This is a genomic window from Bifidobacterium sp. LH_417, from assembly GCF_056357035.1.
This window is the reverse complement of sequence record NZ_JBKEVI010000005.1, coordinates 124,081-147,479: the sequence shown is the minus strand read 5'-3', so window position 1 is coordinate 147,479 and position 23,399 is coordinate 124,081. Positions and strand designations below refer to the sequence as shown.

At 64.5% G+C, this 23,399-nt stretch carries 18 protein-coding genes and 3 pseudogenes; 6 read left to right on the top strand and 15 right to left on the bottom strand.

Going from position 1 to position 23,399, the window contains the following annotated elements:
* Window positions 1-128: 128 nt before the first annotated feature.
* The gene (locus AC1AYR_RS05160; protein WP_476511712.1) at window positions 129-1,142 is read right to left on the bottom strand and encodes an Abi family protein; all 1,014 of its coding nucleotides are present in this window, start codon (window positions 1,140-1,142) and stop codon (window positions 129-131) included.
* 256 nt (window positions 1,143-1,398) lie between these two features.
* Between AC1AYR_RS05160 and AC1AYR_RS05155 the strand changes: the two are divergent.
* Window positions 1,399-2,665: pseudogene (locus AC1AYR_RS05155) on the top strand (IS3 family transposase); the annotation flags it as partial.
* A gap of 397 nt (window positions 2,666-3,062) precedes the next feature.
* A pseudogene (locus AC1AYR_RS05150) lies at window positions 3,063-4,421 on the top strand (N-acetylglucosamine-6-phosphate deacetylase).
* A 922-nt stretch (window positions 4,422-5,343) separates the two neighbouring features.
* On the opposite strand, the gene AC1AYR_RS05145 reads toward AC1AYR_RS05150, so the two are convergent.
* The 7 genes and pseudogenes from AC1AYR_RS05145 to AC1AYR_RS05115 form a co-directional block, all read right to left on the bottom strand.
* A complete protein-coding gene (locus AC1AYR_RS05145) occupies window positions 5,344-6,465 on the bottom strand; it encodes an Ig-like domain-containing protein (protein WP_476511711.1) in 1,122 nt (373 codons plus the stop codon).
* A 593-nt stretch (window positions 6,466-7,058) separates the two neighbouring features.
* A pseudogene (locus tag AC1AYR_RS05140) lies at window positions 7,059-7,718 on the bottom strand (glycosyl hydrolase 53 family protein); the annotation flags it as partial.
* Between the two features lie 5 nt (window positions 7,719-7,723).
* Window positions 7,724-7,861 carry a glycosyl hydrolase 53 family protein gene (locus AC1AYR_RS05135; RefSeq protein ID WP_476511710.1) on the bottom strand — a complete coding sequence of 46 codons (138 nt, stop codon included), beginning with the start codon at window positions 7,859-7,861 and terminating at the stop codon, window positions 7,724-7,726.
* Window positions 7,837-8,916, bottom strand: a complete 1,080-nt coding sequence (locus AC1AYR_RS05130) for a glycosyl hydrolase 53 family protein (protein WP_476511709.1) — start codon at window positions 8,914-8,916, stop codon at window positions 7,837-7,839. Before AC1AYR_RS05130 ends, AC1AYR_RS05135 begins: the two co-directional genes overlap by 25 nt.
* Before the next feature lie 223 nt (window positions 8,917-9,139).
* On the bottom strand, window positions 9,140-9,673 hold the full coding sequence (locus AC1AYR_RS05125; RefSeq protein WP_476511708.1) for a low molecular weight protein-tyrosine-phosphatase: 534 nt from the start codon (window positions 9,671-9,673) through the stop codon (window positions 9,140-9,142).
* A 13-nt stretch (window positions 9,674-9,686) separates the two neighbouring features.
* A complete protein-coding gene (locus AC1AYR_RS05120) occupies window positions 9,687-10,355 on the bottom strand; it encodes a dihydrofolate reductase (protein ID WP_476511707.1) in 669 nt (222 codons plus the stop codon).
* Between the two features lie 44 nt (window positions 10,356-10,399).
* Window positions 10,400-11,275: a thymidylate synthase gene (locus AC1AYR_RS05115; protein WP_476511706.1), complete on the bottom strand. Its 876-nt coding sequence runs from the start codon at window positions 11,273-11,275 to the stop codon at window positions 10,400-10,402.
* A 144-nt stretch (window positions 11,276-11,419) separates the two neighbouring features.
* On the opposite strand from AC1AYR_RS05115, the gene AC1AYR_RS05110 reads away from it, so the two are divergent.
* Window positions 11,420-11,833 carry an OsmC family protein gene (locus AC1AYR_RS05110; protein ID WP_476511705.1) on the top strand — a complete coding sequence of 138 codons (414 nt, stop codon included), beginning with the start codon at window positions 11,420-11,422 and terminating at the stop codon, window positions 11,831-11,833.
* 177 nt (window positions 11,834-12,010) lie between these two features.
* On the opposite strand, the gene AC1AYR_RS05105 is transcribed toward AC1AYR_RS05110, so the two are convergent.
* The 3 genes from AC1AYR_RS05105 to AC1AYR_RS05095 form a co-directional block, all read right to left on the bottom strand.
* Window positions 12,011-13,039 carry a universal stress protein gene (locus AC1AYR_RS05105; protein WP_476511704.1) on the bottom strand — a complete coding sequence of 343 codons (1,029 nt, stop codon included), beginning with the start codon at window positions 13,037-13,039 and terminating at the stop codon, window positions 12,011-12,013.
* Window positions 13,040-13,237: 198 nt separating this feature from the next.
* Entirely contained in the window at window positions 13,238-13,984 is a 747-nt protein-coding gene (locus AC1AYR_RS05100; protein WP_476511703.1) for a C40 family peptidase, read from the bottom strand.
* 86 nt (window positions 13,985-14,070) lie between these two features.
* On the bottom strand, window positions 14,071-15,084 hold the full coding sequence (locus tag AC1AYR_RS05095) for a CHAP domain-containing protein (RefSeq protein WP_476511702.1): 1,014 nt from the start codon (window positions 15,082-15,084) through the stop codon (window positions 14,071-14,073).
* A 278-nt stretch (window positions 15,085-15,362) separates the two neighbouring features.
* On the opposite strand from AC1AYR_RS05095, the gene serC reads away from it, so the two are divergent.
* Both serC and AC1AYR_RS05085 read left to right on the top strand, forming a co-directional pair.
* Complete coding sequence (serC, locus tag AC1AYR_RS05090) at window positions 15,363-16,505, top strand: phosphoserine transaminase (protein WP_476511701.1); 1,143 nt, start codon at window positions 15,363-15,365, stop codon at window positions 16,503-16,505.
* A gap of 39 nt (window positions 16,506-16,544) precedes the next feature.
* On the top strand, window positions 16,545-16,799 hold the full coding sequence (locus AC1AYR_RS05085; RefSeq protein ID WP_476511722.1) for a DUF2530 domain-containing protein: 255 nt from the start codon (window positions 16,545-16,547) through the stop codon (window positions 16,797-16,799).
* A gap of 75 nt (window positions 16,800-16,874) precedes the next feature.
* On the opposite strand, the gene AC1AYR_RS05080 is transcribed toward AC1AYR_RS05085, so the two are convergent.
* A complete protein-coding gene (locus AC1AYR_RS05080; protein WP_476511700.1) occupies window positions 16,875-18,179 on the bottom strand; it encodes a sensor histidine kinase in 1,305 nt (434 codons plus the stop codon).
* A gap of 215 nt (window positions 18,180-18,394) precedes the next feature.
* Here AC1AYR_RS05080 and phoU point away from each other — a divergent pair, with 215 nt between their 5' ends.
* Window positions 18,395-19,075, top strand: a complete 681-nt coding sequence (gene phoU, locus AC1AYR_RS05075) for a phosphate signaling complex protein PhoU (RefSeq protein WP_476511699.1) — start codon at window positions 18,395-18,397, stop codon at window positions 19,073-19,075.
* A gap of 283 nt (window positions 19,076-19,358) precedes the next feature.
* Here phoU and AC1AYR_RS05070 read toward each other — a convergent pair whose 3' ends face one another.
* The 3 genes from AC1AYR_RS05070 to lysS form a co-directional block, all read right to left on the bottom strand.
* Entirely contained in the window at window positions 19,359-20,099 is a 741-nt protein-coding gene (locus tag AC1AYR_RS05070) for a phosphoglyceromutase (RefSeq protein ID WP_034525883.1), read from the bottom strand.
* A 91-nt stretch (window positions 20,100-20,190) separates the two neighbouring features.
* Complete coding sequence (menA, locus tag AC1AYR_RS05065; RefSeq protein ID WP_476511698.1) at window positions 20,191-21,330, bottom strand: 1,4-dihydroxy-2-naphthoate octaprenyltransferase; 1,140 nt, start codon at window positions 21,328-21,330, stop codon at window positions 20,191-20,193.
* Window positions 21,331-21,614: 284 nt separating this feature from the next.
* Complete coding sequence (lysS, locus tag AC1AYR_RS05060) at window positions 21,615-23,300, bottom strand: lysine--tRNA ligase (RefSeq protein ID WP_476511697.1); 1,686 nt, start codon at window positions 23,298-23,300, stop codon at window positions 21,615-21,617.
* Between the last annotated feature and the right edge of the window lie 99 nt (window positions 23,301-23,399).

Below are 23,399 nucleotides of genomic sequence, written 5' to 3'. Positions count from 1 at the left end.
CATTTTCTTTGGTCGGAAAACACAATAGCCGGAAACGCTCCTTACGCTTACAGAATCAACAGCTCAACGATGAACCGACACCCACGAAAACAGCAATAGCGCCACATTTATGCAATTAGGATGCCCCGTCAATGAGCGGAGCTATCGATTTGCCACAGCGGCGACATCCTCCATTCGTCAGGGAATCCCATGTCGGACTTCGGAATCTGAGGGTACCTATCCATGAGGGAGATGAATTTCTCCGTCCATGCGGGTCCGTCGATCCGGGACGTCAGGTAGTTCTCCATGGTGAGAAATGCAGCGGGGCCGGAGGACCTGCGGAAGATATCCCAATCGTTGCCCCACCAATCCTTTGCATGGGATCCGCTGCGATGCTTCGGCAGTTTCGGCGCTATGCGGGTGCTGGTTTCGTTCCAGAAGCGATCGTGATGCGCGGTCATGTTCCGGGCCTGCCGGATAGTCTCAAGCCAATTGGAGAGGATTTTGGCGTCGCCGCGTACGGCGGGATTCGGGTTGGGGTTGAAGATATGCAGTCTGGTGGCCAGCTTTCTCTTGATATGGTCTGGCGCGCCTTGGTAGAAGTTCTCCTTGAGTGTTCCGTAGCTCAGGCATCCGACGATCATCCAGTACGGAGGCAGCGGATCGCTGTAGGCACTCCGGAAATGCCTGAGGTACGGAAGATTCGATTTGGTGAATGTCGAACGCAACGAGGAAAGGCAAGCCAGATGGTCGTCATAGCTCAACCCCGGAAGTCCTTCCCGTGTCATGTAGCCGAATTCGCCGCCGAATACCGATAGCTCATGGGCGAGGAAGCTCTTGAGATAGATCTCGATGGTGACGATGCCGTCGAATACCAGCATCCGCAGTTCCTGATCGAACAGGTATCTATCCCAGATATCCTTGAATTGCACATCTTGGCGGAAGGGCAGTGAGCGCTTCGCCGACTGCTCCGATACCGGGGTGAGGAACGGATACCAGTAGCCTTTCAGTCGGAAGTATCCCACTTGCTCGATTCGGCGCTCAAGCAGTTCCTGACTTATTCCGGATAACCCGTTGTCAATGAGTTTGGCCGATAAATCATCCAATGATTTCGGCGGATGCTGCGGATAGGGGCGGAGCTGTGGAGTATCATTCTCGTCCATCGTTCCTCCGATAAGAAAAATGCCACCCTAGTGTGCTTCAGTGAGAGGCAATGGTGGCTTTTAACATCGCCAATTATAGCGAACATATCGCCTTTTGCAAAGATATAGAACACTCCGTACATCTAGTATCCAAAGCAGGGCAATGCACTAAATGTAGTATCCAAGTCACGTTTCATGACTCTTCGCATTTTGGTGTGTATTGATGTGACCTGGTTTTTGTTCCGTGTTTTATCTCATTGGATGGGAGACTAGGAACATGACTGGAAAGACTCGTTACACGAAGGAGTTTCAGGCGAAGGCGCTCAGGCTTCTGGAGGAGTCTCGTGCGAATCATTCGTCGGAGACGAAGGCCGTTGCCTCGGTCGCGCGGAGTCTGGGGATAGCGCCGGAGACGTTGCGTCGATGGCGCAACAAGGCCGACCGGGCGGCCGATGTCGAGTCCGCGCGCGGCGCGGAGGAGACGACCGCCGAGTTGAAGCGTCTGCGTGCCGAGGTCGCGGAATTGCGCAAGGCGAACGAGATCCTGACGACGGCGTCGGCTTTTTTCGCGGCCAGGCTCGACCCGACAGGGCGTTGAAGGCCGCGTACATCGACGCCTTCGGGGATCGTTTTGAGGTCGGGCCGATCTGCAGGGTCCTGTCCGCGGGCCTGGACTGCGGGTTCCTGACCGCGCGCGGCTACCGCGCGTTCAAACGCCGTCCCGTCAGCCGCATGGCCGCCCGTCACGAGGCGTTGGTCCGCGACATCGTCATGATCCACGAGGACGGGTTCATGCGCGTGTACGGGTACCGGAAGGTATGGCGTCAGCTGCTCAATCAGGGTTGGGACCCGTCCGAGGTGGGCCGTGATCAGGTCGCCCGGATCATGCGCGGGCTCGGCATCCGGGGCGTGCGCGGCGGCCGCAGGCCGGTCACCACCGTCCCCGCCAAGGGAACCGGCGGCGGGCCGGATCTGGTGGAACGCAAGTTCGCCGCGTCGGCCCCGAACCGTCTGCACGTGGCCGACATCACCTATGTGAGGCTGGCGGACGGCTCGTTCGCGTACGTCGCGTTCGTCACCGACGCGTACGCGCGCCGGATCGTCGGCTGGACCGTCGCCGCGACGATGCGCACCGAGCAGCTGCCGCTGCAGGCGTTGGAGCAGGCCGTCATGTGGGCGCGCCGCCACGGCGGCGCCCACGGTTGCGTCCACCATTCCGACCACGGTTCGCAGTACATCAGTCTGGTGTATTCCACGCACGTGGCCGACGCGGGCATGATCCCGTCGACCGGCACGGTCGGCGACTCGTACGACAACACGCTGGCGGAACGCACGAACAACACGTACAAGCGCGAGCTGGTCTGGATCAACAAGCCCTGCCGGACGGTCGGCGAGCTCGAATACGCGACGATGCAGTGGGTCTCGTGGTACAACACGAAACGCCTGCACGCCTCGCTGGGCTACAGGACACCGGAACAGGTAGAAAACGAGTATTATCAAACACAAGCGACACAAGCCGCCTCACAGTAGAGACGGAACAAAAAGGGCCACTTCAGCCTGAGGTCTTGCAATCATTGGGGTTTAAGTCGACACAGTCACTCGCTGCAGGCTGTTTCGGTCATCAGTCGCATGAAGAGGACAACAAGGAGCAACACTGCTCGCATGTCCACCGGCGAGAACCGGGAGCCGTTGGTATCATTGACTTCGCAATTGGCAAAGAGGTACAGGCGGGCCCTTGGAACGATGGATTTCGATCCATATGCCATATGGCCATATCCCCCTCTCTGGGGGCACCCACGGCGACAGCCACGAAAGGCGTCGGGACTCAAGGTCTCGGCGCCTTTTCGTTTCCGCCCCCCTCCGGCATCGACTTCCACGGCCCGATCGCCATGTCAGCGTCTACCGCGTATATATACGGAACATGCGGAAGCGAGAGAGACCATGACTGAGGACGCGACGGATGACGACAGGCGAAAGGCCATCGCGCGCGTTACGGCCGCATTGGAGGGGAAACCGCGGCCGATCGCGATTCACGGGGCGCGCAAGGTCGACGCGCGCGGCGAGCGGAACGGCTTTTGGGCGGCCTCCGATGCGCGCGGCGTGATCGTGGCGTGCGGCTCATCCGGCGGCGATTCAGCCGGCATCGACGGCGGAAGCGACGAGTTCGGACGCGCTTGCCGCGCAGTCGGCATCGATACGGAATCGGCCGCGAACGGCACGACCCCCGGTACGGTCATCGATGCGGAGGGGCTGACGCTCACACCCGATTTCGTGGGCATCCATGCGCACGGCGCGTAGGGAGCGTCGTTCGACGACGGTCCGGACGGCATCGCTACGGCGCGCGCAGGCCACGCGATGCATGGCACCACGCGTCAGGTGCTGTCGCTCATCACGAATCCGATGGATGTGACGCTCCGCAACATCCGCATCGTGCATGCGGCGATGGCGTCAGGACGACCGGACATCCTCGGCTGCCATCTTGAAGGTCCGTTCCTCGCACCGCGGCGCAGAGGCGCGCACGCCCCGGAGCAGCTGCGGGTTCCGACACCCGAGCTCATCGACGAACTGCTCGACGCGTCAGGCGCCGATTCCGCCACAACGGCCACAGGCCGCCTCGGCCGTATCCGTCAGATCACCGTCGCGCCTGAACTGGAGCACGGACTCGACGCGATCCGGCGACTGCACGACTCCGGCATCGTGCCCGCGATCGGCCATTGCGACGCGGATTACAGGACCGCCGAAGCGGCCTTCGACGCGGGCGCGGGCATCATGACCCACATGTTCAATGCGATGAACGGGATGCATCATCGCGATCCCGGCCCGACCCCCGCCGCGATCGAACATTCGAACGTCGTCATCGAACTCATCGTCGACGGCTTCCATGTGGACGATCCGATGGCGCGATTGGGCTTCGTCCTCGCACCCCATCGGATCGCGCTCGTCACCGACGCGATGTCCGCCACCGACTGCCCGGACTGCGCGTACCGTCTCGGCGGCCTCGACGTGAGCGTGGTCTCCGGTCGAGCGCGTCTCACCGGCGGCGGCGCGATCGCCGGTTCCACGCTCACGATGGAGGCCGCCGTACGACGTGCGGTCACGGCACTCGGTCTCGGTCCGGTTGCGGCGGTCGAAGCCGCCACGCTCACCCCGGCGCGCGCATTCGGCTTCGACCGCCGCAACCCCGTCACCGACGCGCCGATCGGGCTGCTCTCCCCCGGTTACGCCGCCGATTTCAACCTGATCGATGCGACGGATTGGACCGTCCGTCACGTCTGGTGCGCCGGTCGCCAGGTGCGGTGAGACACAACGATGACGCGAGTCAATGACGGGCGACACAATGATGGGGGACGAGAGAGAAAATCGACAACCAGCCCCCCTAGAAGCCACAGGAACCCCACCCAGCGCCACCAATCCCGGAGAAAAACCGCATCCTCCCGGATTACTGACGCCGAATCCTAAATCACTGGCCCCTGTGCCATCAATCTGCATCGCCGGCCCTAGGAGCGACAGAAATCCCGGAAAGGAAACCATCGTGCTGGATTGAGGGCGCCGAGATCTCGCCGACTACAGAAGATGGGGAACCAAAATGATTCCCTCGCAAGTCTCCGGCCAGACAACCCCTGACATGTCGCACAAGGTTATCCGGCACCCAAATGGATAGACAAAAAAAGATGCCGGCTCCAAAGCATTGCTCCGGAACCGGCATCCCCGCGCCATGATTCCAGCACCACGGCACTCATCGAAAGCCCCGCCGAAGGCAGGGCAATATTTGCACTAGAGAAAGTACATCAAGCCTTTACAATCCCTCAATGAAGACTCAAAGCTCCGACAACGGCCACTGCTCACCGATCTACCAGCCCTTCGAGCGCATTTAGGGTACCACACAACACTGAGATGCGTGGTACCCTAAATATAGTGGCATACTGGTATCACAGCTTAATCAGAATTGCCACAAGGACTGCGAACCACATAAGGTTCATGGGAATCACCTCTCAAACAGTCATTCCGGTTGCCCACGGGCGAGTGGGCAACCGTACTTTAATGTTTTGTCGCCTGTTCAGGCGATGAGATTCATCCTACACAAATCTTCGTACATTGTAAAGGCAGGCACTATATCACGGCAAACACCACCCCGGATACGGTGATGGTCGTTGCGTTCCGTGTGGAACGCAACGACCATCACCAAGGAGAGGCACCTCGCTGCCGGTGGACGCCGCGCGCGTCAGGGGCGCGCGTGACGACGACGGAGGACTAGGGCGATGCCACAGGCGGCGAGCGCGAGAGCGGCCACCGCGAGAGCGCCGGTCACGGCGGTACCGGTCGTCGGGAGCGGCGACTTGGCGGAGGAGCCGGTCTTCACGGACGACTGCCCGGCCGGCCGCTGCGCGGTTCCGGTGCCATTGGAGGTTCCGCCACCGTTGGATCCGGTGCCGGCGGAATCGTTGGAGCCACCGGCATCGCCGTTATCGCCAGAACCACCGTTATCGCCGGAACCACCTCCCGGATTGTCCGGATCCGGATCGGGATCGGGCGTGGGATCGGGATCCGGCTCCGCGGCGTCCTTGACGGTCACGTCGAACGTGGTGAAGACGACATGGTCCGCATTACCGCTGACGGCCATGGATACGGTGACGGCCTGCCTGCCAGGCACGTCGGGATCATAGCCGGTGAACACGAGTCCGCCGTCATCGCCGGACAGCGGCGCGGTGGTGCCGCCGCCGAGAAGTCGACGCACGACGATTCCATCCGTATCGAGCTTCTCGCCCTTGGCGTATTCGGCCTTCGACGGACCGGAGACCAGCACGAGACCGGTGACGGCGGAATCCGGAGCCGCGACGCGCACGAGGCTGAAATCATCGAACACGGCCCAGCCGTCCGCATCCTGTTTGACGCTGAAGCCGACGGCGACGTCGCCGTCCGCGTCCACGCTTGCGATGGCGGGGTCGGCGGACTTCCACGTGACGGATTTGTCGTCGGCGTCGTCCGGGGTGACGATCACGTCGAGTCGCTTCGTACTCCCCTTCTGGATGGTGAGTCTGTCGCGGCCGAGCGAGACGCCCTCCACCTGCACGGGCACGGCGTGGACGGTCACGCTGGCCGTGGCCGCCGGATTGTCGTCGGACGTGACGGTGATGACCGCGTCGCCTTGGCCGACGGCAACGATTTTCCCGTTCTGGTCGACGCTGACCGCGTCCGGGTTCGACGAGCTCCACGTGACCTTGTACAGGGTGGCGTTCTTCGGGTTCACGGTGGCCGTGAGCTGTGCAGAACGGCCGTGGCTGAGCGTGATGGGGTCGGTTTTGTCGAGCGTGACCGATTCGACGGGTGTTTTGGAGTCGTCCACGGTGAACGTGAGCGTCGCCTTGCCGTCGGCGGAGGCGACGGTGACGGCGGCCCTGCCTGCCTACTTCACGTCGAGCTGCACGACGGAGCCGTCGTCGGTTCGCTGCTCCATGCGGCCCTTGGCGGTCTGCCAGGTCTCGCCGAAAAACGTGGCCACGCCGGTGTCCGAGAAGGTGAACACGGCACAGTGGCGGACACGTCGCCCACGCGCGCGGTGATCGTCGCGGCCCCGCCTTCACGCCGGTCACGAAGCCCTGCGCGGAGACGGTCGCGATGTCAGGATCGCCGGACGTGTACGCGATCGCGCCGTCGGGCAGCACGGCGTCGGTGGGGCGGATGGTCGGCCTGAGCCGCCGGGACGGGCCGTTCGCGGTGAGCGTGAGGTCCGCGTCCTCGAATCTGATGGCGGCGGGCTTGGCGGGGGCGACCTTCGTAGCGCCCGTCCGCGATGCCGTTGTCGTTGCTCAGCGGCGTGACGACGTCCGCGGTCTTCGTCTTGGCGACGCCGCGGATGAGATACGCGTACATCGAGTCCATCATGTCGCCGGCCTTGCCGGCCTCCATGCTGCCCATCTCCCTGATGGCCGGGTCGCCGTTGTTGAACATGATGCGCTGATTGACGTCCGCCGAACCGCCTTCGGTGCTGGCCGCGCCGGGCGTGGGGATCCAGTCGGTCTCCCAGTAGTAGAAGCCGCGCATGCGGCCGTACGGGTCGGCGGTGTCGAGCGGCGCCTGCATGTAGTCGAGCAGCCAGTTGTACTGGCCGTCCGGGCTGCCCGCGTAGGCGGCCTGGGTCATCTAGCTGGTCTGCTGGTCGAACGTGGCCTTGTAGCGGGTGAAGCTGTAGCCGGCCTCCACGTTCACGTAGTCGCGCCAGCGATGCTCCTCGCTCGCGTTCATCGCGTTGGTGAACTTGATGATGTTGCCGTTGGAACGGCCGCCGTACAGCGAGTGGGCCTCGCCGTCGTACTTGGCTCCGTTGGCAGACACCCCCTCGTACATGCCGAACGCGTAGTCCACGTCGTAGCCGTTGTTGGTGTGCACGTAGGTGGGCACGCCGGGGGCCACGTCCTTGATCGCGTCGTAGGAGGCCGCGACGATAGCCGCGTGTCCCTCGCTGGTGCCGCCCTGGCCGATCGGCCGGATGAGGCCGCCGTCCTGCTCGTTGCCGGTCTTCACGCCGGCGAGGTCCACATGGCGGTTCACCAGTTCGGTCATGAAGTCATGCACGTAGTTGTACACGATGGCCTTCATGTGGCTCAGGCGGATTCCGAGAGCGTGCCGTCATACGCCTTGTTGAGCCATTCGAGCGGAGTGTAGGCCTTCGCCGCGCTGATCCACGAATCCGAGTAGTGGAAGCTCGGCAGGTAGCTCATGCCGAGCTCGGTGGCGCGCACGCCGAGTTCGCCGGAATGCTTCTTGTCGAAGTAGCCACCTTGGGGCATGCGGTAGGGCATGGGTCGCCGTTCGTGTCATTGAAGTTCTGGTAGACCTTGGCGAGGCTCTTGGGATAATAGGTGTCGTTGCCGGCCTGCACGAAGATCATGTTCGTGATCGAGTTGACGCCATGGTTCGCGAGGATGTTCAGGCAATCCTGCTGGACGCCGTTGGCGAAGTACTTGCCGCCGTTGTCCTCGATGAGCGGCAGGAACGAGACGTCCGCGCCCTTGGCGACGCCGTCGTCGTGCATTTCGAACAGGTCGACGTCATCCGCCCACGCATGGTCTTCGCCGTTGCCGGTCCACGGGTCCTCCACGTACGTTCCGTCGCTCCGGTGCAGCGTGACGGACTTCGTGTAGGCGTCGTCGTGCATGGTGTTCGCGTATACGGTGATCTCGCCGGTCGCGCCGGGGGTGAACACGATGCTGACGAGCGAGTAGCCGGTGGTGCCGGACGACGCCTGCCGGAGCACCGTGCCATCGGGGCCCCTGACGCCGATGTTGATGCGGTCGCCGGTCGATTCGCGGTTGACGAGCAGACCGTCCTGGCCGCGCCAGTTGCTGTGCGTCTCGGTGGAGAACGTGTCCTGACGGTCGACCTTGGTGCGCGCGGTGAGCACGTATTTCGTGTTCGGCCTGACCGTGACCGTCTGGGCCACGGTGGAGCCGGCGGCGAGGCGGAGCGCCTTGGAGCCGGTGTCCGCGTTGGCCCCATCCACGGCGACGTCACCGGTGGCGGTCCAGCCGTCCACGCCTTGTTCGAAGTCCCAGTTGGCGACGGCGTTGGCGTCGTCGGAGTCGGGTTGGAGGTTGAGGTCGTCGGCCGCGACGCCAGCCGCCGCGGCGCGCGAGCGGTTCACGACGAGCTTGCCGAAGCGGCGGATGGCGGGACGGATAGCATCGGCGCTCCGATCGACGTCGACGTACCGGCCTGCACGCCGCCCGTCTCCCGACCGCCGCCCGACGCCGGGGCGATTCCGGTCGGGATGGTTTTGCTGATGTGTTTCGTTCATTGTCCTGTCGATCCTTCTACGACACCTGACGGGCTCTCTCCCCGTCAAGTGGTACAGCTGTGTACCACACGAAATCACAGGACATCAGAGGATTACAGTATGGCCAACCGGTGTATCATCATGATTTCGAACACCGATTCCAGCGGCAATCATCTTCGCCTTGGATGGATTCCCTCGTCAGCCGGGCCTCACCGCCGATGATCGACCGGCCCGGCTGACGACGCTACTCACCCGTCGCGGCGAGCTTCCTCTCCACCCAGTCGACGATGTACGGGGCGACCTCCTCGATCTGGTCGATCGCCACCTCGAATTCGTGCGGGCCGCCGTACCACGGGTCCACCAGGTCGATCTGGCTTTCGCGGCCGGCCGGCGGCTTGGGAAGGTTCGGGTCGAAGCTGCGGTACATGTGCACTTCGGCGCGCTTCGCCGGCGGCAGCATGCGCAGCAGAGCGCGCATATGCGAAGCGGTCATCGGCAGGAACAGGTCGGTGCGGTTGATCTCGTCGCGGCTGATCCGGTGCGCGAAATGATTGCGCGGGATCTCGTCGCCGTAACCGCGCTCGCGCAGCACGTGCACGGCGCGCGGGTCGATCGGGTGGCTCCACTCCTCGTCGGAGACGCCGCTGGATTCGACGTCCACGCGGTCGGACAGGCCGCGCTCGTCGAAATAATGGCGCAGGATAATCTCGCCCATCGGCGACCGGCAGATGTTGCCGGTGCACACGGTCATGACGGTGTACTTCTTCTCGTCGGTCATACTTCTCTTTCGGCTAACGGGATGCGCGCACGTACTTGATGAAACGGTAGCGGGCGATGCCGGATTCCGGCTTCTTCGGCTCCAGCCACGGCGAACGGTCGTCGATCCGCCAGCCCGCATGCTCGTCGTCGGCGAGTGCGGCGATGTCGGGCGCGTACGTGTCGGCGTCCACGGCCGTGTCGAGCAGGGTGACGAACACCTTGTTCGCCTGCGGCAGCGCCTCCTCGAACAGCTGCGCGCCGCCGATCACCCAGATTTCGGAACGGTCGAGACCGTCGTCCGGGATGGCCTCCTGGCGGGCCAGGTCGAGCGCATCCTCCAGACTGTCGACCACGGTCGCGCCGGGGGCACGGTACTGCTGGTCATGGGAGACGACGATGTTGTCGCGGTTGGGCAGTGGCCGGTAGCGCAGATCCAGCGACTCCCAGGTGCGACGACCCATAATCACCGGATGCGAGACGGTGAGCTCCTTGAAATGCTTCATATCTTCGGCGAGATGCCACGGCATGCCGCCGTCCAGACCGATGGCCCCCGCACGACCTTCCTTGTCGCGGGCTTCGGCCCAGATGAGGTTCACCGAGAACGTCTTGGGAAAATCGTCTCCCCAGTCCTCGGTCTCGTCGAGCCCGGCGTCCCCGGGCTCGGGTTCGTGATAGCCGCTTCGGCTACTGTCATGCTCCATTTCGGACTCCTTGAGTGGGATTGGACTGGAACAGAAGTGTAATGTCAGACGGCGACGGGCGCCTTGATGGTCGGATGGTGGCGGTAGTCGAGGATATGGAAGTCCTCGTACTCGTAGTCGAAGATCGAATCGGCCTTGTCGATGGCGATTCCCGGGTACGGGTACGGTTCGCGCGACAACTGTTCGAGGACCTGTTCGATGTGGTTGTCGTACACGTGGCAGTCGCCGCCGGTCCACACGAACTCGCCGGGTTCCAGGCCCGCCTGCTGCGCCATCATCAGGGTGAGCAGCGAGTAGGAGGCGATGTTGAACGGCACACCGAGGAACATGTCGCACGAGCGCTGGTAGAGCTGGCAGCTCAGCTTGCCGTCGGCCACGTAGAACTGGAAGAGCGCGTGGCAGGGCGGCAGGGCCATGTGCTCGACCTCGGCCGGGTTCCACGCGGAGACGATCATGCGGCGTGAATCCGGATGATGCTTGATGAGGTCCATCACGTTGGCGATCTGATCGATGGTGCGGTTCGGGTCGTCCGGAGTGGGTGCCGGCCACGAACGCCACTGCACGCCGTAGACGGGACCGAGGTCGCCGTTGGAGTCCGCCCATTCGTCCCAGATGTGTACGCCGCGCTCCTGCAGCCAGCGCACGTTGGAGGAGCCTTTGAGGAACCACAGCAGCTCGGTGGCGAGGCCCTTGAAGAACACGGTCTTCGTGGTGAGCAGCGGGAACGTGCCATCGGACAGGTCGAAGCGGATCTGCTGGCCGAACAGGGAGATCGTGCCGGTGCCGGTGCGGTCCGACTTCAGTGTGCCTTCCGTGAGGATGCGGCGCACGAGATCCTCGTAGGGAGTGGGCACGTCCGTCTCGGGACGGGCGGGGATGCGGGTGCGGATGTCAGCGAGTTGTTCCGGGGTCAAAGCCATGCGCTCCAGTGTAGCGTGCAGACGGAATCCGACCGCCGACGGCCGAATCCGGGGCCGTCGGCGGCATGGTCCCGATGATTTCGGCTAGATTGGGAGATGGTCGCGACGCGACAGGCGCGCCGCACGGATAGACGAGGAGACATCATGGCCAAGCGACTGTGGGTGGAACGCAACAAGGACGGTTCGTGGGACGCGTTCAGCGATGACGGCGCGCACATCAAGTTCGGCAAGGACCGCGGCCAGTTCACGCCGGGCGATCTGATGAAGATCGCGCTGGCGGGTTGCGCGGCGCTGTCCAGCCAGTTCGCGATCGAGCACACGCTGGGCGAGGGCAAGGGCGCGAAGATCGTCGTCGGCGGCACCTATGACGCGGACAACGACGCGTACATCAACTTCGACGAGCAGGTCGTCGTCGACGCCACCGGCTCGGATCTGAGCGACGAGGACGCGGCCAAGCTCAAGGAGCGCATCACCCGTCACATCGACAAGGGCTGCACCGTCAAGCACACCTACGTGCAGGAGACCCCGGTCCGCATGGACGTGACGATCAAGAAGTGATGCGCAGGCCGTGAAGCCAAGCGCAGCACTTCGCCCATGCCGGCGGCGCGCTGCCACAGTGCCCATCACGGCATACCCGCCCCATGTATTTTGCCCCCGCCGCCGGCGGGGGCAAATTCATAATCTTCGGTTGCTGTCGCCAGCAACCCTCGTCAAAGGAGCCGGAGAACGGCTCTATCAGTGCTCGGGGTCGATGGTCTTCTCGATCTGCTGGACGACCTCGGGCTCGGCCGGCTCGACCGGCACCTCCTTGACGCCGCTGATGTCGTCGAGCGGCTTCGGCTTGACCTCGGCCGGCGAGCTCGGCACGGTGTCGAGACGGCTTTCGGCGGCCTCCACGTACTTGCGCGGCACGACGTACACGGGACCGACCGAGTGCTGCAGCAGTCCCTGGCTGGTGGAGCCGAGCAGCAGGCCGGTGAAGCCTCCGCGGCCGCGGGAACCCACGACGACGACGTCATGGTCGTAGCTGGCCTTGGTGAGCGCGTCGACGGCGGAGCCGGGCACGATGCGCTTCTCGATCTTCAGATCCGGGTACTGCTCCTCCAAAGGCTTCACACGCGTCTCCAGATCGTCCATGAAGGAGGCGTACACCTCGTCGTCCGCGCCCTTGACCTGCGGCGCGGCGGAGATGACGTCAAGCTCGGCACCCCACGCGTGCGCGAAGGACGCGGCGATGTCGAGCGCCTTGAGGCCCCACTTGGATTCGTCGGAGCCGACCGCCACCTTGGTGATCGTGTTGCTGAGGTGCATGAGGTTGCCGTCGTCGTCGGTGTAGGGCACGACGACGATCGGGCAGTACGCGTAGGCGGGCAGCGAGGAGGACGTGGTGCCGAGCAGTCGCTCCGCCAGGCCGCCCTTGCCGCGGTTGCCGATGACGATGAGGTTGTAGTTGCGCGACAGTTCGACGAACACGGACGCGGGATCGCCGGTCACGATGAGTGTGGCCGCCTCGACACCCTGCTCGTCGGCGATGGCCTTCGCCTTGGACAGAATCTCCTGTGCGTCGGAGTGGGCCGCGTTGTCGTCGCCCATCGCGGTATACGTGGCGTCGAAGCTGACCGCGGCGTAGCTCGGCAGTGAGTACGCGCAGACGATCTGCAGCGTCAGTCCCGCATGCTTGGCATAATTCGCCGCCCACCAGGCGGCCTTGTAGCTGGCGTTCGACCCGTCAACACCGACGAGAATGGCCTTGTCGTTGATCATGACGACCTCCTTGAGTTATACGCGATGCCGTCATGCCGTGGCGACATCGCCCCCTGTGCGTTCCAGAATACCCCGGTCGCACCGGATTTCGCGTCTCATCCGCGTGAGAAATTTCACTCGTGTCGCGGGAATACGCGAAACGCGCCTCCCCGATGCGAGGAGACGCGTTGTCGTCAAAGAATGAAGCGTGGACCGGAATCAGCCGACGCGGCGGATGGAGTAGCTCTGGCCGCCGAAGGACCAGGACACCGGATTGGTGCGGATGCCGTAGCCGTAGTTCTCGGCATCGACCAGCATGCCGTTGCCGATGTAGATGGCCGCGTGGTTCGCGTTGGCGATGATGTCGCCCGGCTGCGCCTCGGCGAGGCTCGGCACGGCGACGCCGACGGTGGCCTGTGCACCGGAAGTGCGGGGCAGAGAGATGCCGTTCTGGGCGAACACATACTGCACGAAGCAAGAGCAGTCCATGTTGTACGGCGGGTTGCAGCCGCCGTACTGGTAGCGGTCGTCGGCCGCGATGGCGAGACCGAGCGCCACGATGCCCGCCGCATTGCCGGTGGCGGCCGGCAGGTTCGACGTGTCGAAGGACTCACGGCTGGAGGAGCGGCTGGCTGCCTGGGACTGTGCCTGAGCCTGGGCGGCTTCTTCGGCCGCCTTCTTCTCGGCCTCGGCCTTGGCTTCGGCGTCCTTCTCGGCCTGCGACTTGGTCTGCGGGACGTTCAGGGATTCGATGCCGCCCCAGTTGGAATCGGACTCCACGTCGGTGGAGGCGGATTCCTTGAGCAGATCCTTACGGGCGGTCGTGGTCTTCGGGAACGAGCGCTCGGAGGTGACCACACCAGTGGTCTGATCGGCGGCGGTGGCGGCCGGCGCGACGGCAATGAACGTCGCGGCGGCGGCAATGGCCGCGGTGAATGCGATTACGGTTTGCTTCAAATTCTTCATCGGAACCTTACAGTAGCACCGGGGGTGCTCCCCGGATCGGGTTTGTTCACGGTATTGGAGAGGAATCAAGCGCGACACGCCGGCAATCAGTAGTGAATGTACTCGAAGTCGGAGACGTTCGTGTAGGTCTTCGAGTAGGTCTTGCCGTTCATCACGGCACCGCACTCGGAAGTGGTGATGGAGCCGTCGGCGTTGATCTTCTCGACGATGGCGACATGGCCGTAGCTGGAGTCGGAACCTTCCTGGCCGGCGCGGAAGACCATGATGTCACCCACGTGGCGAGGGGTGTTGTCCACCCAGTAGCCGAGGGCACGGGCGGAGTTGGCCCACATGTTGCCGTTGCCCATGTGGGAGCCGACCGGCAGGCCGAGCTCGTGACGACGCACGTACACCCACCAGGTGCACTGGCTGAACTCGTAGGCGTTGCCGATGTCGCCGGTGGCGTGGTTCGGGTCGAAGCCCGCGGGAAGCAGGGCGGAATCCTGATCCATGAGCTTGGCGACGTTCTCGTTGTTGGCGAGTGACTTGGACATCTGCTTGGAATCGATCGCCGTGTCCGCGGAGCCGAGCGACCAGGTGCCCTCGTTGGAGGTCTGCTGGGTCTGGCCATCGGAAGAGGCGTCCTGCTGCGTGGAGTCGGCCACGGTGCTGGAGACGATGTCGTCGGAGGTGCCGGTGAGCGGGGTACGCGCGTCCGAACGGGAGGCGGCGCCCTTGACGGCCTGAATCTGCGTAGTGGTGGTCGCGGCGTCATCGGCCACGGAGAAGCCGTTTTCGGAGGAGGGGCTCGCGAAGGCCACGGCGGTGGCCGCGGTGCCGGCGAGCGCGGCGAGAGACGCGGAGCCGACGATGAAGTTGCGGCGTTCGGTCGCACGCGCGGCTTCGCGAATCGCACGACGCGACATCGGTGCGAGTTCGTTGAGCTTATCGGCCACTGCCTCGTCGAGGCCAAGCACGGCGCCGTTGTTCCCCGCCATCTGCATGGCGATCACATTGCCACGCGTGTGGGTGCCGCGGGACCCGGAGAACAGCCCCATCAGACTGTTCGAACCGTTGCCCTTGGCGGAATTGCCGGCCGCCTTGTGTGCAGCATGCCTCATACAGTATCAGCTCCTTGGATGGGTTGGGAGGACGCCTCTGCAGCCGGCGTCCTTCACCGTCACAATTCGTCACTGTACAACGGCCCCCACCCTCAGGCAAATCCCCTAGGGGTGTCGAACCGGTTCGACACCGTAACGGGATAGCACCGTCTCCGGCATCTCCGACGACGAGCCTCGTCACCGCCATACGACCGGCATGCGGTCACCACACGGCCGGCATACGGCCGATATATGGAGCCACCGACCAGCCATCCGCGAGATTGGCTAGGGTGGTGCCCATGGCCAATTCAGTGAACATCCCTTCCGACATGCTGCCCGAGGACGGCCGATTCGGCTCCGGGCCCAGCAAGATTCGCCCCGAACAGATCGCCGCGCTCGACGCCGGCGCCACCACGCTGCTGGGCACGTCCCACCGTCAGAAGCCGGTGCGCCAGCTCGTCGGCTCGATTCGCGAAGGCCTCGCCTCCTTCTTCAACGTGCCGGACGGCTATGAGATCGCGCTCGGCAACGGCGGCGCCAGCTGCTTCTGGGAGATCGCCTGCGCCTCGCTCATCACCCGTCAGGCCGCATTCGGCACGTACGGCTCGTTCAGTGCGAAATTCGCCGCGTCGGCCACGGCCGCGCCGTTCCTCGAGGATCCGGTCATCTATACGGGCGAGCCGGGCACCTACCGTCTGCCGGAACGCACCGAGTACGTGGACGCTTACTGCTGGGCGCACAACGAGACCTCCACCGGCGTCGCGGCCCCGGTACGCCGCATCGAGGGCAGCCGCGAACAAGGCGCGATCACGCTGATCGACGGCACGTCGGCCGCCGGAGCGCTGCCTGTCGACGTAAGCCAGACCGACGCCTATTACTTCTCCCCGCAGAAGGCGTTCGGCTCCGACGGCGGCCTGTGGGTCGCGGTCCTCTCCCCCGCCGCCGTCGAACGCGCCGCACGCGTCGAGGCGAACGTGAGTCTGCCCGGCGCGAGCCGCTGGGTGCCGCCGTTCCTGTCGCTCACGAAGGCGTTGGAGAACTCGCGCAAGGACCAGACGCTCAACACGCCCGCCGTCGCCACGCTCATCATGATGGAGAACCAGATCCGCTGGCTCAACGACAATGGCGGCATGGACTGGGCGGCCGCGCGCTGCGCCAAATCCGCGTCGATCCTCTACTCGTGGGCGGAACGCTCCGATTTCGCGAAGCCGTTCGTCGAGGACGAGGGGGCGCGTTCCCACTCGGTCGTCACCATCGACCTGGACGACGCGATTCCCGCCTCCGATGTCGTGGCGGCGCTGCGTGAGAACGGCATCGTGGACACGTCCGGATACCGCAAGCTGGGACGCAACCAGTTGCGCGTCGGCGTGTTCCCGTCGGTCGAGCCGTCGGACGTCGTCGCGCTCACCGGTTGCATCGACTACGTCGTCGAGCATCTCTAGCCCAAGCGGATGGGTTGCGGTAAGGTGGTCGCTGTGAAATTGCGATTCGCCCCGATCATCGACCCCGCGGTGCGCAGGCCGGCGCCCAAGCCGGTGCGCGTAGATCTGCGCACCGTGTTCCTCATCGGCACCGGCCTATGGTCCGTGGCGCTGATCGCGTGCTTCATCCTCGACGCGCTCGGATTCGACGTCGCCACGCCGCTAATCGTCTGCGCCGCGGGCGTGGTCGTCGGCGTGCTCATGCTCATCTGGGAGCATTTCGACCGCTGGGACTACCGGCGTCTGGGACAGTAGCGACATCAATTCGCTAGGCATCCTCATCAGAAGGGACGGGGATGCGAGACGCGGCATATCGCGCACATCCTGCTCTCAGCGGGCGATCGGAAGGGTGAGGGTGAAGGTGCTGCCCTGCCCGGGCGCGGACCATACGGCGACGGTGCCGTGGTGGGTGAGCGCCACGTGCTTGACGATCGACAACCCCAATCCCACGCCGTCCGCGGTGCGTTCGCTCTGGTCGGCGCCACGGTAGAACCGCTCGAAGATGCGCGACTGCTCCTTCTTGGGAATACCCGTACCTTGGTCGATCACGCGGATCACCGCGTGCCGGCGCATCTCATCGGCCCCCACCGAGACGCCCACGTACCCGCCGCGCGGCGAATACTCGATCGCGTTCTCGACGAGTTTGCCGACTGCGGTGCGAATCTGCCCGGAATCACCGTTGATGACGAGCGAATCGTCGCCCTCCACGTTCACGTCGACTCCGAAATCGCGGATCTCGGATGCGAGCGACGCCTTCACGGCACGAATCTCGTCCATCACGTTGAGACGGTTCGCCGCGGACGGCACGATCGGCTCCTGCGCCTTGATGAGCAACAGCAGGTCGGAGACCATATGGTTGAGATGGTTGCTGGTCGTGCGCACCTCACGCGCGTCGGCGGTGATCCGCGCGCGGTCGGGACTGTCGCCGCCCTCGCCTCCATGTTCCAGATCGTCGGCGAGACGCCCCAGCGCCTCGGTCGGTCCCAGCAGCTGCTCGGACACGTTGATGATGAACGAGTCGCGGATCTGCGCGAACCGCACCGTCTCGCTCACGTCGTCGATGAGCACGACGACGAACCGTTCGTCGACGCGCCCCACCGTCACCTTCAACCAGTTCGGGCGCCGCACGCCGGGACGTTCGCCCGGCGCGACGCCCGCGCCGGAACGCGCGTCGTCGCCGGACGCCGTGACGAACCGTTCCGGAGTCTCCGTCTCCAGGTCGAACCGTCGTCTGCCGCCGGAAGCGAACACCTCGCGCACCGCCTTGACCACCTCGTCGTTGACGATGCTGTCGTCCTGGACGATGCCGAGACGGTACGACTGCGGGTTCGCACGCACCACGTCACCGTCACGGTCGACGATCAACGACGCACTCGGCAGGATCGACAGCAACGCCTCCGTCGACGCGTCGAGCGGAGCATCGCCGTCATCGTCGTCGCGCCGGCGACGCAGACCGCGCGTCTTACGTCCGATGAGATTGCCAAGCCATTCGGTGAACGACGCGCCTCCCAACAGACGCTCCACAACCGGTTCGACATGGTCGATGATGAACAGCAGGACGGCGAGGGCGATGGCGAGACCCATCACACCGAAGACCGACGACACGATGATCGACGGCACCGGGGAATCATACATGCGCCCCATTCTCCCACATCGGGCGTGTCGGATGCGACGACATGCCGTGTAGTTGAATACTCGGTGAACGTAGTGGTGAACTTGCAACCAACAACAGATGGCGATTGCGCTACGTTGTCGCCAATGCGGCCGAACTCGCATAGACTGGTAGAGGTTGCCGTGAGGTGCGGGATAGCACCCGCCCATGGCCGAAGAATGATGAAAGGCTGAAGACAATGCGCGTTATCTTTAACGAAGAGCTCAAGGCCGTGGCCGACGACCTTGACCGTATGGCGCAGGGTGTGCGCAAGGCCATCCGCGGCGCCGGCGACGCCCTGCTCAAGCAGGACGTGGAGGCCGCCCAGACCGTCATCGACGGCGATATCGAGCTGGACGCCCTCGAGGAGAGCGTCGTGGACCAGTGCGTGAAGCTGCTGGCCAAGCAGAACCCGGTCGCCACCGACCTGCGCGTCGTGGTCTCCACGATGCGACTGGCCACCACCTTCGAACGCATGGGCGATCTCGCCAAGCACGTCGCCGAGACGGCGCGTCGTGCCTACCCCGCCTCCGCCCTGCCGGAAGGCGCGAAGGAGACGTTCCAGCGGATGCAGGACTTCCTGGACGAGACCTCCGACGACGTAGTGAGCATGCTCGCCGATCGTGACGCCAAGACCGCCGAGCGCATCATCGCCAATGACGACAAGCTCGATGCCCTGCATCACAAGACTTTCGAGTTCGCGCTCGACGAGAGCGAGGATATCACCCGTCAGCAGCTCATCGATGTGGTGCTGCTCGGCCGCTTCCTCGAGCGTCTCGGCGACCACGCGGTGTCCGCCGCACGTCGCGTCGTGTTCATCGTCTCCGGCTTCGATCCGTCGAAGGAGCCGAGCCGCGACGAGGAAGGCTCGATCGAGTAAGGTTCCGCCGCGTAAGGGCATGCCCCTAAGCGACGGATAGTGGATTTCCTCCCCAGGGAGGACCCGAAGCGACGCAATGGCCTTGATTGGTCTTGCGTCGTTTTGTTATGCGCGCGGATACGCAGGCCGTTCGCTCCCGCCGGCGGGAGCTGGCTCGCGAAACGAGACTGAGGGTGGTTCCCACCGCACATACGACGAGAGGGGACGCTCCCGTTACGGAAGCGTCCCCTCTCGTTACCGTGATTCAGTGACGAACCGGCGATTCAGTGGTGAATCGGCCGACTCACTTCTGGCCCTGGGCGGCGACGGCGGCGGCACCGGCGGCGGCGGCCTCCGGGTCGAGGTACTCGCCACGCGGCTTGATCGGCTTGAAGTCCTCGTCCAGCTCGTACAGCAGCGGGATGGCGGTCGGGATGTTGACCTTGGCGATCTCCTCCTCGGACAGGTTGTCGAGCATCTTGACGATGGCACGCAGCGAGTTGCCGTGGGCGGCGATCAGGACGGTCTTGCCGGCCTTGAGCTCAGGCTCGATGGCGGACTTGAAGTACGGCTCGACGCGCTTGACGACGTCGGCCAGGCACTCGGCTTCCGGAACCGGATCGCCGGTGTAGCGCGGGTCGTGGTTCTGCGCGTACTCGTCGTTCGGATCGATCTCGGGCGGCGGGGTCGCGTAGGAGCGGCGCCACAGCATGAACTTCTCGTCGCCGTACTCCTGACGGATCTCCGTCTTGTTCTTGCCCTGCAGAGCGCCGTAGTGACGCTCGTTGAGACGCCAGTTACGCTCGACCGGGATCCACAGGCGATCCGCGGCGTCCAGCGCGATGTTGGCGGTGTTGATGGCGCGACGCAGCAGGGAGGTGAACACGATGTCCGGGAGGACGTTCTTCTCCTTGAGCAGCTCGCCGCCACGCTTGGCTTCGGCTTCACCCTGCTCGGTCAGCGGGACGTCGACCCAGCCGGTGAACTGATTGGTTTTGTTCCATGCGCTCTGTCCATGACGGAGCAGTACCAGTTTGTAAGACATACGGCCAGTTTACCGCCAGATCGGCCCAGACACGAACATGAATCTTACGTTTCTCGGCAACGTTTGGGTAAACATCCGTGGGCCGCTCGTCTCACGCGCCCATGAGGTACACGCAGCCGAAGGTCAACGCGACGACCGGCGACAGCATCGCCGCCGCGGGCAACGCCCTGCGGTACTTTCCGTCGTGCAGGGCCCGCACTGCGGCCACGCACAGCACGATCGCCGCCGCCAGCGCCACCGTCCCGACGACGGCCGCCGCCATGTCCCACCACGGCGCGCCGCCGTAGCACGCCACATGACCCGTCGTATCGTCCGAACCGTCGAAGGCGGTCCCGCATCGTCGCGACGCCATCGACGCCACGATTCTCGGCAGCGGACTGCGACCGATATAAGACAACGCCGCCATCACCGTGGGAACGACCAGCACGGCCCGCGCGGTTCCAAAGGCGCGATCGCGCCCCAGACGCACCATCCACGTGCGTTTGCCGTGGGCAGCGTCGTCGTCGATGTCGCGCAGGTTGTTGACGCACAGCACACCGACGGCGACGAGCCCCAGAGCGACCGCCGTCCACATCACGAGGACCGGCACCTGGTCGGACAGCGCGTAGGAGGTGCCGCAGGTGGCGACGAGACCGAAGAACACGAACACGGCGACCTCGCCCCAGCCGTGGTAGCCGTAGGGGTGGCGGCCTCCCACATAGCACCATCCGGCCGCGAGGCAGGCCGCCCCGAGCGCGATGAACCACCAATGGCCGGTGAGCACCGTGATCGCCAGCCCGCACACGCAGGCGAGCGCGGCGTTGACGCCGGCGGCGGCAAGCACGCGTTGCGGCAGGACCAGCCCGGAGGCGGTGAGCCGTTGCGGCTTGCCGCTGGACGATTCTGCTCCGCCGCGCGATGCGTCGGCGCCCCGCACGCCGTCGGAGTAGTCGTTGGCGAAGTTCACGGCGATCTGGAGGAACAGGGCGACGCCGGCGCACAGCAGCGTGACCGCGGCGTACCAGCCGGGCGAGGTCAGGCATCGGCCGTACTCGCCGCTCGAGTCGAAGGCGGGGCGCCCGCCGACGATCGGACACGGCCGGTGCATGTAGGAGCCGCCCCACACGCCTTCGAACACGGTGGGCCACATCGCCATCGCCGCGGCGACGACCGGCGACAACGCGAGCGGCAGCGTCTTCGGCCGGGTGCCCTGCATCCACAACCACATGACTTCGGAGGTTCTCACACTCATGGTTTCAGCCTAGCTGACTTCCGTAGGTCGTTTTTCCATTCCGTTGGGAACATTGCGGGGTCGCCATCGAACCCGGTTCGTCGAAAAGCGCGGAATTCAGCCGATCTCCGCGGACACGGCCAACGCGGAAAGGCGTCATCTTCCCCAACGGAAGCCCAAAACCACCTACTGAACGGCGAAGTACGACGAAAATCAGCGAAGAACGACGAACGGTCCGGGAATACGGGTCCGGCCCCCTCACGACAGAGGGGGCCGGAACGTCGAGAACGCCGTCAGACGTCGTCTCAGCCGACGAGCGGCTTGACGAGCGGGAAGGTGATGGTCTCGCGGATCGTCGCGCCGGTCAGGGCAATGAGCAGTCGGTCGATGCCCATGCCCATGCCGCCGGCCGGCGGCATGCCCACGCCGAGCGCCTCGAGGAAGTCCTCGTCGATGTCGCACGCCTCCTCGTCGCCGGCGAGCGCGTCCTTCGCCTGCGCGACGAAACGCTCGCGCTGGACGATCGGGTCGTTGAGCTCGGAGTAGCCGGTGGCCAGCTCGAAGCCGCGCACGTAGAGGTCCCACTTCTCGACCACGCCCGGCTTGGAGCGGTGGCCCTTGACGAGCGGCGAGGTCTCGACCGGGAAGTCGCGCACGAAGGTCGGCTCGTAGAGCTTGTCCTCGTAGAAGTGCTCCCACAGGTGCTCGACGAGCTTGCCGTGGTTCTCGACGTCGTCACGCTCGACGCCGAGCTTGTCGGCGATGGCGCCGAGGTGCTCGACGGAGGTGCCGGGGTGCTCGGGGCCGCCGTTCGGGACGATCTCCTCGCCGAGCGCCTCGGACAGGGAGTCGTACATGCTGATGGTCTTCCATTCGCCGCCGAAGTCGTATTCGGTGCCGTCGAGCAGCGTGACCTTGTGCGAGCCGTACACGTCCATCGCAGTCTTCTGCACGAGCTCCTTGACGAGCTGGCCGATCGTGTTGTACGTGCCGTACGCCTGGTACGCCTCGACCATCGTGAACTCGGGGGCGTGCGTCGCGTCGACGCCCTCGTTACGGAAGTCGCGGTTGATTTCGAACACGCGGTCGATGCCGCCGACGAGGCAGCGCTTGAGGAACAGTTCCGGCGCGATGCGCAGGTAGAGATCCAGGTCGAACGCGTTCATGTGCGTGGTGAACGGGCGGGCGGCGGCGCCGCCGTGCACGGTCTGGAGCATCGGGGTCTCGACCTCGATGAAGTCGTGGTTCGCGAACGTGTGGCGCAGCGAGGCGACGGCCTTGGAGCGGTTGCGCACCATGTTGCGGATCTTCTCGTCCGCGATCATGCCGATGTACGGCTTGCGGGTGCGGGTGTCCTCATTGAGCTCCTTGTGGAGGGCGGGCAACGGCTGGAGCGCCTTGGCGGCGATCGCCCACTCGGTAGCGAAGACGGAGAGCTCGCCGGTCTTCGAGGAGATGACGCGGCCCTTGAGGTACAGGTGGTCGCCGAGGTCGACGAGCTGCTTGAACTGCTTGAGGGAGTCGGCGCCGACTTCCTTCTTGGAGATCATGCCCTGAATCTTCGTGCCGTCGCCGGCGGCGAGCTGCACGAAGTTGAGGCCGCCCGCGTTGCGGATGAACAGGACGCGGCCGGCGATGCCCACCATGTCCTCGGTCTCCTGGCCGGGTTCGAGCGTGCCGTCGTACTTGGCGCGCACCGCTTCGATGGTGTCGGTCACATCGAGGTGGACCGGGTACGGGTTGACGCCGGCCTCCAGCATCATCGCGCGCTTGGCGACGCGCATCTGCACCTGCTCGGGGTGGGCGAGCGGGCCGAACTCCTTGTTGGACGGGTCGACGGCCTCGTCAAGGGTGGCACCGCCCTTGATCTTCTCGCGGATGGTCTCGTCCTGCTTGAGGAGCATCTCCGCGCGTTCCACCGTGGTCATCTGGGGGACGGCGTTCTCGACGCTCTCGTCCTCATTCGCTTGGGATTCTTGGGTTTCACACATAGGCACACAGTCTAGCGAGAAGGCGATACACGGCGGAAACGGCGCGGAAAACGGCGCGACACGCCGAAGTTTGCATCGCGAAGCCAAGCATGTAATATA

What these genes read in the sequence shown, in the direction of transcription:
- AC1AYR_RS05160 (WP_476511712.1), bottom strand. Translation starts at nt 1,142, where the DNA reads ATGGACGAGAATGATACTCCACAGCTCCGCCCCTATCCGCAGCATCCG.
- AC1AYR_RS05130 (WP_476511709.1), bottom strand. Translation starts at nt 8,916, where the DNA reads ATGAACGAAACACATCAGCAAAACCATCCCGACCGGAATCGCCCCGGC.
- AC1AYR_RS05125 (WP_476511708.1), bottom strand. Translation starts at nt 9,673, where the DNA reads ATGACCGACGAGAAGAAGTACACCGTCATGACCGTGTGCACCGGCAAC.
- AC1AYR_RS05120 (WP_476511707.1), bottom strand. Translation starts at nt 10,355, where the DNA reads ATGGAGCATGACAGTAGCCGAAGCGGCTATCACGAACCCGAGCCCGGG.
- AC1AYR_RS05115 (WP_476511706.1), bottom strand. Translation starts at nt 11,275, where the DNA reads ATGGCTTTGACCCCGGAACAACTCGCTGACATCCGCACCCGCATCCCC.
- AC1AYR_RS05110 (WP_476511705.1), top strand. Translation starts at nt 11,420, where the DNA reads ATGGCCAAGCGACTGTGGGTGGAACGCAACAAGGACGGTTCGTGGGAC.
- AC1AYR_RS05105 (WP_476511704.1), bottom strand. Translation starts at nt 13,039, where the DNA reads ATGATCAACGACAAGGCCATTCTCGTCGGTGTTGACGGGTCGAACGCC.
- AC1AYR_RS05100 (WP_476511703.1), bottom strand. Translation starts at nt 13,984, where the DNA reads ATGAAGAATTTGAAGCAAACCGTAATCGCATTCACCGCGGCCATTGCC.
- AC1AYR_RS05095 (WP_476511702.1), bottom strand. Translation starts at nt 15,084, where the DNA reads ATGAGGCATGCTGCACACAAGGCGGCCGGCAATTCCGCCAAGGGCAAC.
- serC (WP_476511701.1), top strand. Translation starts at nt 15,363, where the DNA reads ATGGCCAATTCAGTGAACATCCCTTCCGACATGCTGCCCGAGGACGGC.
- AC1AYR_RS05080 (WP_476511700.1), bottom strand. Translation starts at nt 18,179, where the DNA reads ATGTATGATTCCCCGGTGCCGTCGATCATCGTGTCGTCGGTCTTCGGT.
- phoU (WP_476511699.1), top strand. Translation starts at nt 18,395, where the DNA reads ATGCGCGTTATCTTTAACGAAGAGCTCAAGGCCGTGGCCGACGACCTT.
- AC1AYR_RS05070 (WP_034525883.1), bottom strand. Translation starts at nt 20,099, where the DNA reads ATGTCTTACAAACTGGTACTGCTCCGTCATGGACAGAGCGCATGGAAC.
- menA (WP_476511698.1), bottom strand. Translation starts at nt 21,330, where the DNA reads ATGAGTGTGAGAACCTCCGAAGTCATGTGGTTGTGGATGCAGGGCACC.
- lysS (WP_476511697.1), bottom strand. Translation starts at nt 23,300, where the DNA reads ATGTGTGAAACCCAAGAATCCCAAGCGAATGAGGACGAGAGCGTCGAG.